Origin of the sequence: Streptomyces sp. NPDC051578 (assembly GCF_044454045.1) — a bacterium.
In the GTDB taxonomy this organism is placed as follows: Bacteria; Actinomycetota; Actinomycetes; order Streptomycetales; family Streptomycetaceae; genus Streptomyces.
The window spans coordinates 58,250-70,703 of sequence record NZ_JBITDH010000003.1 but is presented as its reverse complement, the minus strand read 5'-3'; the positions used below and the strand labels follow the sequence as shown (position 1 = coordinate 70,703).

The following is a 12,454-nucleotide window of genomic DNA, read 5'->3' as shown; positions in this document are numbered from 1 at the left end:
CCCCCGGTCGAGGTCCGCTCGTGCGGGGTGGTTCAGGTGACCTGCCGCAACGCCTTCCCGAGCAGCGCGATCCCCTCCTCGACATCGCCCACCGGGCCCGCCGCGTATCCGAGGACCAGGCCCGGCGCGCCCGGCGCGACGCGGTGCCAGGACAGCGGGTGCGCTTTGACGCCGAGGGCGAGCGCGGCCGAGGCGAGCGCGGTGTCCTCGAAACCGGCGCTGTCGAAGGTGACCATCAGGTGCAGTCCGGCCGCCGCGCCGTGCACCCGGGCGCCGGGCAGCGCGGCCGCGATCGCCCGCAGCATCGCGTCCCTGCGGCGCCGGTGGCGGCGCCGGACGAAGCGCAGGTGGCGCTCCAGCTCGCCGGAGTCCATCAGCCGCGCCAGCACGAGCTGTGCGAGGACCGGGCTGCCGAGGTCGGCGTAGCGCTTCTGCGCCACCACCGCGTCCAGCAGTCGCGGCGGGACCAGCAGCCAGCCCAGCCGCAGGGCGGGGGCCAGCAGCTTGGAGACGCTCCCGGCGTAGCAGACCGCCTCGGGCAGCAGCGCGCGCAGGGCGGGTACGGGCGCGCGGTCGTAGCGGTGCTCGGCGTCGTAGTCGTCCTCGATGACCACGCCCCCGCCGGCGGCCCAGGCCAGCAGCTCCCGGCGGCGTTCGCCGTCGAGCACCACCCCGGTCGGGAACTGGTGGGCGGGGGTGAGCAGGGCCGCGGCCGCCCCGCTGCCGGCGAGGGCGGCGACATCGACGCCGGCCGCGTCCACCCGTACCGGCACGGTCTCCAGCCGCCCGTACTCCAGTTGCCGCCGGGCCCCCAGGGAGCCGGGGTCCTCCACCGCCACGCGTCGTACCCCGCTCCCGCGCAGCACGGGCGCCAGCAGGGCCAGTGCCTGGGCGACGCCGGACACGACGACCACCTCGCCCGGGTCGGCGCGGATCCCGCGGTTGCGGGCGAGCCAGCCGACGACCGCCTCCCGCAGCGCGGGCGTTCCCTGGGGGTCGCCGTAGCCGAAGTCGGCCGGGGTGAGCCCGGCGAGCACCCGGCGTTCTGCCTGGAGCCAGGCCGTACGCGGGAACGCGGTCAGGTCCGGTACCCCCGGCGAGAGGTCGATGCGGCAGGGCACCGAGCGCAGCGCGTCGACCAGAGCGGCGCCGGGCCGGGGCGCGAAGGGGTCGGCGGGCACGGCCGGGCCCTCGGGCGCGCGGGACGGCGCGGAGGCGGGTGCGGGGGCGGCGACGACGACCGTTCCGGCGCGGCCCCGGCCCGCGACCTGCCCGGCGTCCGCCAGACGCTGGTAGACCTCGGTGACCAGGCCCCGCGAGACCCGGAGTTCGGCGGCGAGGACACGGCCCGCGGGGAGCCGGCTACCCACGGGGAGGGTGCCGTCCGCGATGGCGGATCGGATGCGGGAGGTCAGCCACTCGGTCCGGCCGCGGGGCGGCGCCTGGCCGATGTCGAGCAGCAGGAAATCCGACCCGGCGGTTTTGGACCCCTTGGCCCGGTCTTCTTCGGCACTGCTCACGGGTCCAATACTGGCAGAGGCTGGGCGCATGGAAACCTCCGCACCCGATCCCGTACCCGCGCGCTCCTCCGCCTTCCGTGACCTGCTTCCGGGGGTCGTCGGCATGGTGCTGGTCGGCAGCAGCGTCACCGTCTCCCGTTCCCTCGCCGGCGCCCCGCTCTTCGCCCCGCAGGCCGTCCGTTACGCGGCCGCCGCCGTGATCCTCTTCGTCCTCGCCCGCGCCGCACGGGTGCCGTTGCCGCGTCCGCGCGGGCGCGAGTGGCTGTGGCTGGCCGGGATCGCGGCGAGCGGGCTGGTGCTGTTCAACGTGGCCGTGGTGCGGGGCGTCGCGCACGCCGAGCCGGCCGTCGTCGCGGTCGCGGTGGCCTGCGTACCGGTTCTGCTCGCCCTCGTCGGTCCGCTGCTCGAGCGGCAGCGGCCCAGCCGCCGGGTGCTGCTGGCCGCCCCCGTCGTCGTCGCCGGGGCCGTTCTGGTGGAGGGGGCCGGGCGCACCGATGCGGCCGGGGTGGGCTGGGCCGCGCTCGCGCTGGGCTGCGAGGCCGGGTTCACGCTGCTGGCGGTGCCGGTGCTGGGCCGCCACGGCGCGTGGGGGGTGTCCGTGCACGCGGTGTGGATGGGGGCGGTGATGCTGGCGGGGCTCTCGGTGCTCGTGGAGCGGCCCGGCTCCCTCGCGGTGCTCGGGCCCCGGCAGTGGGCGGCGGTCGGATACCTGGCCGTCATGGTGACGGCGGTGGCGTTCCTGCTCTGGTACCGGACGGTGGCCGCCGTGGGCGCCGGCCGGGCCGGGCTGCTGGCCGGGCTCGCCCCGCTCGCCGCGGCCGGGGCGGGGGCGGCGTCGGGCGGCGGGGTCCCCGGGCCGGCGGTGTGGCTGGGGCTCGCCGTGGTGGTCGCGGGGCTGGCGCTCGGGCTGCGGCCGAGCGGTGCGCCGGCAGCGGAGCCGGTGGCCGTCGAACGGGTGCCCGTGGCCCCTTGAGGGTGCCCGGAGCCGTGGATCACAATCCGCAGATGCCGACGCCCCCGTACGACAACGCCTCCTACAGCGCCGATCCGTACGGCGCCGAGCCGCGCGGCACCGAGCCATGCAGCCGTGCAGCGTACAGTGGCCGGCCGTGCGGTCCCGGCCCGTACCGTCCGGCCCCGTACAGCAGTTGGATGCGGTACTTCTCCCCCACCGCCAACCACCGCCGGCTCGGGCTGGTCTGCCTGGGCGTGGGGGTGCAGGAGGGGCCGCTGCCGGTGGTGGGCCCCCGGGCGCTCGACCACCACGTGGCGGTGGTGGTCACCCGCGGGCGGGGCTGGTTCAGCCACGCCGGGCGCCCGCCACAGCCCGTGACGGCGCCCGCGCTGCTGTGGCTCGTGCCCGGCGTCGAGCACCACTACGGACCGGATCCGCGGACCGGCTGGGAGGAGTGCTTCGTGGACTTCGCGGGGCACAGCGTGGAGGCCTACACCGATCTCGGCTACATCACCCCGGACCGGCCGCTCGCTCCGTTGAGCGGGACGGCCGGGGTGCGGCACGTGGTGGACGGGATCGTCCGGGCGGCCCGCACCGGCGGCCCGCTGCTGGAGGTGGAGGCGGCCGCAGCCGTGCACGCGCTGCTGGTGGCCCTGCGCTACGCCCGCGCCGAGGTGTCGCGGCACGGCGACGCCGTCATGGACGCCCTGGCCCGGGACGCCCTGCTGCCGATCTCCGTCGCCGAGCACGCCGCGCGGCTCGGGATACCGCTGCCGGAGCTGCGCGGGGCGGTGCGGCGCAGTACCGGCGAGGGCGTCAAGGAGTACCTCCTCGGCATCAGACTGAGCCGGGCCAAAGAACTGCTGGCCCGCACCGACCTGCCGGTCGCCGGGGTCGCCCGGCGGGTGGGGTACGACGACCCCGGGTACTTCAGCCGGCTGTTCAGCCGCCGGGTCGGCATGGCCCCGGGCCGCTTCCGCGCCCAGCAGTCCGTCCACGACACGGGCCGCCGGAGTTGAGGGCTGCGCCGTGGTCCCCGGCGGGCGCGCGGGGGGCCGGTCCGACCCACCGCGCCCTCAGCGGAGGCCGGGGCGCCGTGCGTAGCAGAACAGGTGCTCCTCCGGGTCGGCGAGGCCGCCCTCGGGGTGGAAGAGGCTCGTGCTGTGGTGCAGCAGCTCCAGGCCGGCCGTCTCGATCCGGGTCGCGTACTCCTGCGCGGACAGGCTGCTGACGGTGACCCGGTGGCCCATCCACTCGATGGCGAGGCCACTGATGTCCCCCGGCACCGTGGCGAGGACGAGGTACCCGCCGGGTGCCACCCACGAGGCCATCCGTTCCAGCGAGGCCGCCACGTCCCGCTGCTCCATCATCAGCAGCGGGAAGAAGGCGCACACCGCGTCGAAGCCGCCCCCGCCGGGCGTGTACGTGCGTACGTCCGCCTGCTCGAAGAGGGCGCCCGGGACCCGCTCGCGCGCGAGGGCGACCATCTCGGCCGAGACGTCGATGCCGGTCACCTCACAGCCCGCCGCGGCGAGCCGTTCGGCGGTGGGCCTGCCCGTGCCGCTGCCCACGTCGAGGACCCGCGCCCCCCTCGGCAGTCGGCCGGTGAGCCAGTCGAGGGCCTCCAGTTGTGCGGGGACGCGGCCGAACGCCTCCTCGTAGCGCTCCGCGAGCGCGTCGAACACCTCGGCCGCCGACTCGTCTGCACTCATCGCGATACCTCGTTCCCTCTCATGTCCCCGGCAGGTAGCCGACGTTGAGCTCGGCCATCGAGGTCCAGGGGTTGCCGTTCACCTCGCTCAGGGCCTTGAGTCTGACGTACCGGGCCGTCCGGGGCGAGAAGGAGACGTCCTGTTGTGCGGCGCCGTCCGCGAACCTTCCGGAGGCCACGGCCGCGCCCCAGGTCACCCCGTCGGTGGAGGTGAACACCTGGTAGTCCGCGATGCGCCCGTTGCTCTGGTTCTGCCGTGGCAGGCAGTGCAGGGCCGAGACGTTGTAGGAGGCGCCGAGGTCCACGGTGATCTCGTGCGGCATCGGCGCGGTCGCCGCGTACCACTGCGTGTGCCAGATGGTGGCGCCGTTGCCGTCCAGGACGTTGGCAGCGCTGCCGTCCTCGCCCGCCGTCTCCTGGCTGTCGACGGCTTTGACGGCCATCCGGTCCTGCGGCACGAGGAGTTCCCCGCCGCCGGTGCCGAGGTCGTCCACGGTGAGGTCGTCGAGGACGAGGTCCGCCTCGTCGTGGGAGTCCTCGCCGGTGACCTTGCGCAGGCCGATCCAGGCGTCCGCCCCCGCCGTGAACGTCTTGGTGAAGGTGGTGGCGGTACGGGCCCGGCCGAGGGCGGTGGCCGTTTCCCCGGCGCCCGAGCCGGTGACGAACCGGTAGTCGCCGTCGAAGCCGTTCTCATAGGCGAAGGACACCTTGTAGGTGTGCCCCTTCGTCAGGCGCAATGTCTGCGGCAGGGTGCGGTAGACCAGGCCCTGTCGCTCCTCGTGCGACTTGAGGGAGTTGGCTCCGCTGATCACGTCGTCCACCGCTTTCCCGTTCCAGCCGGCCTGGGTGTACGGGGCGTTCCGCTGGGCGATGTGGGTGCGCGGGTCGGTGGCGGAGCCGCCGGCGCCGCCGAAGACGAACGGGCCCCAGCCCGCGTCGACGTGCTCGAAGTCCTCGGCGAAGTAGTGGGCGCCGAGGGGGGTCCGGGCCGAGCGGACCACGCGGACGTCGTCGAGGGTGACGGTGCCCGGTCCGGCGGCGGCGGACAGGGTGAGGGTGGCGGTGGACTGGCCGGCCGGCACGTCGAAGAGCACCTTCATGCGCTGCTCGTCGGTGCCGTTCTTCTCGCTGCCGCCGAGGTTGTTCGTCAGCGGCGAGGAGTCGGCGTACACGGATGCGGGGGTGCCCGCCGCGGGGGCGACGGTGAGGGTGGCGGCCCGGCCGGTGGGGGTGGAGACCCAGACGGAGGCGGCGTAGGTGCCGGGGGTCAGGCCGGTGAGCCGCTGCGCCACGGCCGGGGCGCTTGCGGGGGCCATGGTCAGCTCGCTCTGGCCACGGGCGTTGCGGGTGACGGTGGCGCCGGTGCCGCTCACCGTCCAGGCGGCCAGGTCGCCGGAGTAGAAGGAGGGGTCCTTGACGGGGGTGCCCTCGCCCCACTCGGGGTCGGCCTGGGCGGGCGCGGTGCCGTTGGTGACCACGTAGGCGGTCTTCGCCGTGGCGTCGAGGGTGACCCGGCCCCCGGTGACGGTGAGGTCGCCGACCAGTCGGCGTCCCGTGTCGGTGAGCCGGTAGAGCTTCGGGAAGTTCCAGCCGGCCGGCAGGGTCCAGGTGGTGGAGCCGCCCGAGTCGTTCCAGTGGTAGAGCTTTCCGTCGCGCGGCAGGAGGTAGGCGCCGCCGCGCAGGACGGTGCGGCCGGCGGCGGTGATGGTGCGGGTGCCGCCGGCGGTGCTGACGGTGGTGCCGTTCGCGAGGGTGACCGTGTCGGCGGTCCACTTCACGATCGGGGACTCCTGGAGGAACTTCGTCGGCAGGTTGACGGCGAAGGTGGTGTTCAGGAAGGCCGGGTAGTCCGTCTTGCCCTGCCAGCCCTCGTAGGCGGCGAGTTCGGCGCCGCCGAGCAGCGGGTTCCGGGCGATCCAGTCGTCCTTGGTGTGGTTGGCGATGAACCGGACGATGGTGGAGTTGATGCCCTTGAGGTCGCTGCCGCCGTAGTCGACGTCGGCAGCCCAGTGGTGCCACAGCGACTGCTCGGTGAGGGTGTTGGGGAATTCGGTGGCGAGCTGGAGGCCCAGGGCGCCGATCTCCCGCTGGAGCTTGCGGGAGACGTATCCGTCGCCGTACCAGACGTCCACGTAGAGGAAGTCGAGGCCGGGGGCGGCCGCCTTGAGGTCCTGGAGGCGCTTGGCCCGCTGCCCGGACTGGCCGTCCTTGCGGGTGTCGACGTAGTACGACTGGTCGAGCCAGTCCCAGCCCGGCCCTCCGCTCTGGTGGGCCGGGTCGAAGGTGGCCGAGACCGGGTACTCCTCGGTCGCGTTGATGTGCACGCCGAAGTCGGCGTTGTAGGCGTGCCCGGCGGTGGTGAGGGTGTTCAGGTCGACCGCGCCGCCCTGTCTGGAGCCGATGTTCTTGTAGTCCATGTGCGCGGAGTCGTGGCCCTCGGAGGCGTAGCCCTTGAGCAGGACGAACTGGCCGAGGCCGTCCGTGGCGAGACCGACGCGTTTGGTTTCGTCCAGGGTCTGGGCGAAGGGGTGGGTGGCCTGGGAGGCGAAGTTGAAGGGGATGCGCTGCACGACCCGGTTCGCGGTGTCCTGCCAGCCGGTGGGCGGGGTCCAGATGTCCCGGTAGGCGACGGCGGCGTCCTGCCAGTCCACCACGGAGTCGGCGTTGCGGTCGGCGGTGATCGCGATCCGGGCGTACGGGAGGGGCTCGGTGTCGGTGTCCGCGGCGCCCGCGGCCCGGTACAGCCAGTCACCGCTCCACAGGGCGGCCCGGCGGTAGGAGCCCTTGTCGGTGACCTGCTCGGCGATGCGGCCGTTGTCCCGGGCGGTGGCGCCCGAGGGCTGGTCGTACAGGGAGTTGGAGTCGATGGCGGCGGCCAGCTGGCCGGTGTTGACCAGCCCGTACATGACGGTGTTCGCGGCCGCGTCGACGGGCGTGGCGGCGGTGACGGGGGTGAAAGTGTCGCCGGTGCCGGTGGTGGCGGTGTACATGCGGGCGGTGGAGAGGGCGGCGCCGGGCTGGTCGCTGCGGACGCTGACGAGGCTGTGGTCGGGGACGGCGAGGCTGTGCACGCGCAGCGCGGCGGTGTCCTCGATCGCGGTGACCTTGAACTCCACGACGGGACCGGCGACGGACAGACGTGACCTGATGGTCACTCCGGAGAAGCTGAGCGCGTAGTCGACGGCGGACGCCGAGGCCGTCGCGGTCACGGCGGGGGTGTAGGTGACGCCGTTGACGACGATCCTGGTGAGCGGGTCCTCGTTGCCGTTCAGCACGTCGCCGGTGGCGCGGCGGGTGTAGGCGATGACTCGGGGGAAGGCGCTGTCGACGCTCACGGAGAGCTCGGGCGAGCCGATGGTCAGGGGCCCGGCGCCGGGGGCCGCGGAGACGGGGGCGGGTGCGGACACGGTGAGGGTGGCGACGAGACCGGCGACCGCGGCTGCGGCCGGCCAGAGGGGGGTGCGCATCGGGCCTCCGGGAGTCGGTGCTTCCTTGTACGGAAGACCGCACGGCTCCGGAGCCCTGCGGTCCGCTCACTGACCTGACAGCTTGCGGACCGTGTGCGGGCCGGGCCCATGGACAAAGCGGAGCGCCGTCATGGACTTACGGGAACCCGGGATGTGGGGGCGCCGGCTCAGGTCGTCTCGGGCGCCAGTACGACGGCCGTGCCGTACGCGCACACCTCGGTGCCGATGTCGGCGGCCTCGGTCACATCGAAGCGCATGGCGAGGACCGCGTTGGCACCGCGCGCCCGAGCCTGCTCGATGAGCCGCTCCATGGCCTGGTTCCGGGTCTGTACGAGGGTCTTCGTCAGCCCCCTGAGCTCCCCGCCGATCATGGATTTCAGGCCGGCGCCGATCTGGCTGCCCAGGTGGCGCGAGCGGACGGTGAGGCCGAAGACCTCCCCGACGACCCGCTCGACCCGGTAGCCGGGAGCGTCGTTGGTCGTCACCACCAGGACCCCGGTCTGCTCGGCCCCGGGGCCTCCGCCGTAGTCGTCTATGCCCATGGCACCCACTGTGGCGCCGGGCGCCGGCGCCCGCATCCCGAGCCCGCGTCACCGCATCCCGAGCAAGCCTCACCGGGGGCGGGCGGGATGGGCGAACGCATGGCGCGGGCCCCCCGCGACTCTCTAGGATGGGCCGACCCCGACGCCGCGGGCCCCGGAGGGGCCGTCAAGGAGGGCACATGGAGTTAGGGCCGAACCCGTCCCAGCCGCCGTTCATCGACATGCACACCCCGAGCGTCGCCCGGATGTACGACTGGCTCCTGGGCGGTGTGGAGAACTACGCCAGCGACCGCGAGGCATGCGCCCGGCTGCTGGAGATCGCACCCAGCACCCAGCTGCTGGCCCGCAACAACCGGGCCTTCCTCAGCCGCGTGGTGCGGATCCTCGTGGAGGACTACGGGATCCGGCAGTTCCTCGACCACGGTTCGGGCCTTCCCACGCAGGACAACGTGCACGAGGTGGCGCAGCGCATCGACAAGGACTGCAAGGTCGCCTACATCGACAACGACCCCATGGTCCTCGCTCACGCCCAGACCACGCTGCACGACAACTCCGGCACCCTGGTGCTGCCGATGGACATGCGCGACACGGAGGGCATCCACGCGGCCACCCGGGACTTCCTCGACTGGAACCGGCCTGTCGCGGCGCTGTTCGTCTCGGTCCTGCACTGCATCCCGGACACGGACGACGACCGCTCCCCGGCCGCCGTCGTGCGCAAGACGGCGGACCTGCTGCCGCCGGGCAGCTTCATGGTGATCTGCCAGCTCGTCAGCGACGACCCGGTGGTGCGGGACGACGTGACCCGGATGATGGACGTCACCACCCACGGGCACTGGGGGCGCGTGCGCGAGACGCACGAGGTGCGGCGGTACTTCGACGGGCTGGACATCCTCGAACCGGACCTGGTCGACGTGGTCGACTGGCGCCCCGACACCGCGCCGCCGCCGCCGAAGCTCCGGCCGAAGGACTGGGTGGAGTGGGGCGGCGTGGGCCGCCTCCCCGGATGAAGTCCACGGGGTGGCACCGCGCGAAAGGAACGGCTCGATGACAATCGTGGTCACCACGCCGACCGGGCACGTGGGATCGCGCGTGGTGCGGTTGCTGCTCCAGGCCGGCGTCCGCCCGCGCGTCCTGGTCCGCGACCCGGGCCGCCTCGACGAGGGGACCCGCGCGCGGGTAGACGTATGCCGCGGGGACCTGACGGACGCCGGCTTCGTCCGTGAGGCGGTGGCGGGGGCGCGGACCGTCTTCTGGGTGGATCCCACCTCCCATGCGGCGCCGGACCCGATCGCGACCTCGCTGGAGACCGCGGCGCCGCTGGTGGCGGCCGCCCGGGCCGGCGACGTGGACCGGGTGGCGCTCCTCAGCAGCATCGGGGCGGAGAAGCGGCACGGGGTCGGGCACATCGACGCCCTGGCCGGGATCGAGACGGCACTCGACGCCACCGGAGCGGACGTGCTGCACCTGCGGTGCGCGTACTTCTTCACCAACCTGCTGCTCGACCTCGAAGGGCTCTCCCGAGGCGTCCTGACCACGGCGTTCGACCCCGGGCACGCGATGCCCTGGGTCGATCCGCGCGACGTCGCGGAGGTGGTCGCGGTCCGGCTGCTGAACGACGGCTGGCGGGGGCGGGTGGTGCAGGCCGTGCACGGGCCGGAGGACCTCACCTTCGGCCGGGTCGCGCGGATCCTCACCGAGGCGCTCGGGTACGAGGTCCGGCTCGAACCGGTCGCCGAGGACGCGCTCCGGGAGACCCTTCGCGCGGGCGGGCTGTCCGCGCCGGCGGTCGAGGGCATCGTCGGGATGAGCGCCGGATCGCGCGACCTGGTGCCCGAGCAGGCCCGCGACCTGCTCACCACCACCCCCACCCGGCTCGGCGGCTGGGCGCACGCCGAGCTGCGTCCCCTGCTCGCGGCACATCAGGGGCCGGGGGCCGCCTAGTCCGTCATGTACTGCTGCAACGCCTCTTCGATGAGTTGGCGGCTGCGGTCGCGGGAGGCCGCGGTCTTGCGGAGGTTGCTGAGGGCGTTGCGGTAGTCGTCCAGGGCGCGGGGGCGGGTGACGTAGTTGGCGCCGTTGATGTGCTCGACGTACGCCAGCTCGCCCGGTCCGCCGTCGGCGAACTTGAGGTGGGTGATGGGGTAGGGAGGGGCCGCGGAGTACCCCCAGGACATCTCCAGGATGCGGATGTTGACCTTGGCCACGTCCCCGGCGCGGAGCAGGTGGCGCAGTTGTTCGCGCATCACCTCGGCGTTGCCGCAGCGGCGTTGCAGGACCCCCTGGTCGAGCAGCACCGTCAGGCGCGGCACCTCGCCCTCCATCAGACGCAGTTGGCGCTGGGTGCGCAGCTGCACGACGCGCTCCATCTCGCCGTCGGAGGCGCTCGGCATCACGGCCCGGACCATGTGCCCGGCGTAGGCGGGGGTCTGGAGGATCCCGGGTACGACGAGGTTCTCGTAGACGCAGATCTCCTGCGCCTCGCCCTCCAGTTGGATCAGGCGCTTGAGGAAGGTGGGGGTCACGTCGCTGTACTGCTCGTACCACTCGCAGTCCTGGGCGTGCTCCAGGAGCCGTTCGACCGTCCGCATCTCCTCCTCGTCCAGCCCGTAGTGACGGGCCAGGTCGAGGACGTCCCGTGCCTTCGGCGGACTCTCGCCCCGCTCCAGCCGGCTGATCTTCGACACCGATCCCCGGATGACGGGTGCCACGTCCCGCAGGGTGAGGCCGCGGGCCTCGCGCCACCCTCTGAGTTCCTGTCCCAGCACCCGCGCGGCCGCCGCCCGTCCTTGTTCGATGCCGAGCGGGAGCACCGGGGCGAGCGGATCGGGCAGTGGGGCGGGCCGGGGTTCGGGCAGCGCGGGCATGCGGAACTCCAATGTGACCGGGGCGGATCCGAGGTGTCAGGATGGGACGTGGTCGCCCGCCCGTCCAACCTTTGGCCTAAGGCTTGGACGTCATCCGGTCAGTTGATCGAATTCGGCGCGCTTGACACCGTCGACGAACGCCTCGATCTCCCCGGCCGTGAAGATCAGGGCCGGGCCGTCGGGGAAGCGCGAATTGCGCATGGCCACGGTTCCGTCGGCCAGCGCCGCGACCTCCACGCAGTTGCCGTTGCCGACGCTGGCACTGCTCTTCACCCAGACCGCACCGGGAATCTCGCTCGCCACGACTCCATTGCGTAACCGCATGATGAGACCTCTCCTCGTACCGACGCGCATGATCGTGCAATCGCATATGGGATTGCACGACAAGCAGTTGTGAGAATGCTAGCCAGCACGGGCGGTCGCGGTAGTCCCCCGAAAGGGTGTCTCCCGGACGGCGGCCCCCCGACGATCACCTCACGAGGATACATCCAGAACAAAGCACCTAGATTGGGCAAATCGGGCTAAACGGCGGTGCGCCGCCGGGGTGTCCCGGCCTCTCCTCGCCATAGTCGTGCGTGGCAACCGCCTGGTTGCCGGCCCGAGCCGCATGGCGCGGTCGGGCGATTGTCTTCGTAGAGGAGTCGGCTCATGCTGAAGCCCACCAGGACCGTCCTCGCACTTACCGCCGGAAGCCTGGTGCTCGGCCTCGTCAGCGCGGGCGCCGCCATCGCCGACGAGGACCCGATGGCCGAGATCCCGGCACACCAGGAGCACGCCGTCGTCAAGAAGCAGATCTGGGGCAAGGTCGTCTCGTCCGGCCGGCTGACGATCCGCAGCCAGCCGAACACCCGCTCGTACTCCCTGGGCAAGGTCGAGTCGGGCCAGAGGATCGCGCTCGAATGCAAGCAGCGCGGGGAGAGGGTCGGCGGGAACGACCTCTGGTACCTCCTGGACAACCGCAAGGAGCAGGACGGCGGGAACGGCGGGAACAACGACGGCCGGGGCCCGTGGGGCGACGACCTCGGGGATGGAAACTCCGGCATGGACGGCGACTGGAACGACGGCCGGGGCGACGGCCGCGGCGACGGGCAGACCGATGGCCGGGGAGACGGCCGGGGTGACGGCCAGAGCGATGGCATGAGCGACGGCCGGGGCGACGGCCGGGGCGACGGCTTCGCGAACGACGGCAAGTCGGTGAAGAAGACCGCCAAGCCCTCGAAGGTCTCGAAGAGCTCGAAGGTCTCGAAGAAGGACGACGACTACGGCTGGGTGGCCGCCCGCTACGTCAAGAACCTGGACACGGTGCCGTGGTGCCGCTGACCCGGGCCCCGGGCAGCTGATCGCCGGACCGTCCACCGGGAGGCCGGCTCCTCGATGAGGAGCCGGCCTCCCGGG

11 protein-coding genes are annotated in these 12,454 nt (G+C 73.1%); 5 read left to right on the top strand and 6 right to left on the bottom strand.

Annotated elements, in window-relative coordinates; all coding sequences use genetic code 11:
* Nucleotides 1-32: 32 nt before the first annotated feature.
* Nucleotides 33-1,550 (bottom strand): PLP-dependent aminotransferase family protein, encoded by a 1,518-nt coding sequence (locus ACIA6C_RS16385; protein ID WP_399276364.1) that lies wholly within the window; start codon nucleotides 1,548-1,550, stop codon nucleotides 33-35.
* Here ACIA6C_RS16385 and ACIA6C_RS16380 point away from each other — a divergent pair.
* Both ACIA6C_RS16380 and ACIA6C_RS16375 read left to right on the top strand, forming a co-directional pair.
* On the top strand, nucleotides 1,549-2,493 hold the full coding sequence (locus ACIA6C_RS16380) for a DMT family transporter (RefSeq protein WP_399276362.1): 945 nt from the start codon (nucleotides 1,549-1,551) through the stop codon (nucleotides 2,491-2,493). The two genes, ACIA6C_RS16385 and ACIA6C_RS16380, sit on opposite strands and share 2 nt — an antisense overlap.
* A gap of 179 nt (nucleotides 2,494-2,672) precedes the next feature.
* Complete coding sequence (locus tag ACIA6C_RS16375; protein WP_399277274.1) at nucleotides 2,673-3,494, top strand: helix-turn-helix domain-containing protein; 822 nt, start codon at nucleotides 2,673-2,675, stop codon at nucleotides 3,492-3,494.
* 57 nt (nucleotides 3,495-3,551) lie between these two features.
* Here the strand turns inward: ACIA6C_RS16375 and ACIA6C_RS16370 are convergent, their stop codons facing one another.
* From ACIA6C_RS16370 to ACIA6C_RS16360, 3 genes are all read right to left on the bottom strand, one after another.
* Nucleotides 3,552-4,187: a class I SAM-dependent methyltransferase gene (locus ACIA6C_RS16370; protein WP_399276360.1), complete on the bottom strand. Its 636-nt coding sequence runs from the start codon at nucleotides 4,185-4,187 to the stop codon at nucleotides 3,552-3,554.
* Between the two features lie 19 nt (nucleotides 4,188-4,206).
* Entirely contained in the window at nucleotides 4,207-7,653 is a 3,447-nt protein-coding gene (locus ACIA6C_RS16365; RefSeq protein WP_399276358.1) for an endo-alpha-N-acetylgalactosaminidase family protein, read from the bottom strand.
* 167 nt (nucleotides 7,654-7,820) lie between these two features.
* Nucleotides 7,821-8,195, bottom strand: a complete 375-nt coding sequence (locus ACIA6C_RS16360; protein ID WP_399276356.1) for a YbjQ family protein — start codon at nucleotides 8,193-8,195, stop codon at nucleotides 7,821-7,823.
* Nucleotides 8,196-8,374: 179 nt separating this feature from the next.
* Here ACIA6C_RS16360 and ACIA6C_RS16355 point away from each other — a divergent pair, with 179 nt between their 5' ends.
* The gene (locus ACIA6C_RS16355; protein WP_399276354.1) at nucleotides 8,375-9,202 is read left to right on the top strand and encodes an SAM-dependent methyltransferase; all 828 of its coding nucleotides are present in this window, start codon (nucleotides 8,375-8,377) and stop codon (nucleotides 9,200-9,202) included.
* 37 nt (nucleotides 9,203-9,239) lie between these two features.
* The gene (locus tag ACIA6C_RS16350) at nucleotides 9,240-10,136 is read left to right on the top strand and encodes an NAD(P)H-binding protein (RefSeq protein ID WP_399276352.1); all 897 of its coding nucleotides are present in this window, start codon (nucleotides 9,240-9,242) and stop codon (nucleotides 10,134-10,136) included.
* Here ACIA6C_RS16350 and ACIA6C_RS16345 read toward each other — a convergent pair.
* Complete coding sequence (locus ACIA6C_RS16345; RefSeq protein WP_399276350.1) at nucleotides 10,133-11,059, bottom strand: helix-turn-helix domain-containing protein; 927 nt, start codon at nucleotides 11,057-11,059, stop codon at nucleotides 10,133-10,135. The genes ACIA6C_RS16350 and ACIA6C_RS16345 overlap by 4 nt on opposite strands.
* Before the next feature lie 90 nt (nucleotides 11,060-11,149).
* Entirely contained in the window at nucleotides 11,150-11,386 is a 237-nt protein-coding gene (locus ACIA6C_RS16340; protein ID WP_399277272.1) for a DUF397 domain-containing protein, read from the bottom strand.
* Nucleotides 11,387-11,707: 321 nt separating this feature from the next.
* Between ACIA6C_RS16340 and ACIA6C_RS16335 the strand changes: the two genes are divergently transcribed.
* Nucleotides 11,708-12,379 (top strand): hypothetical protein, encoded by a 672-nt coding sequence (locus ACIA6C_RS16335; protein ID WP_399276348.1) that lies wholly within the window; start codon nucleotides 11,708-11,710, stop codon nucleotides 12,377-12,379.
* Nucleotides 12,380-12,454: the final 75 nt, after the last annotated feature.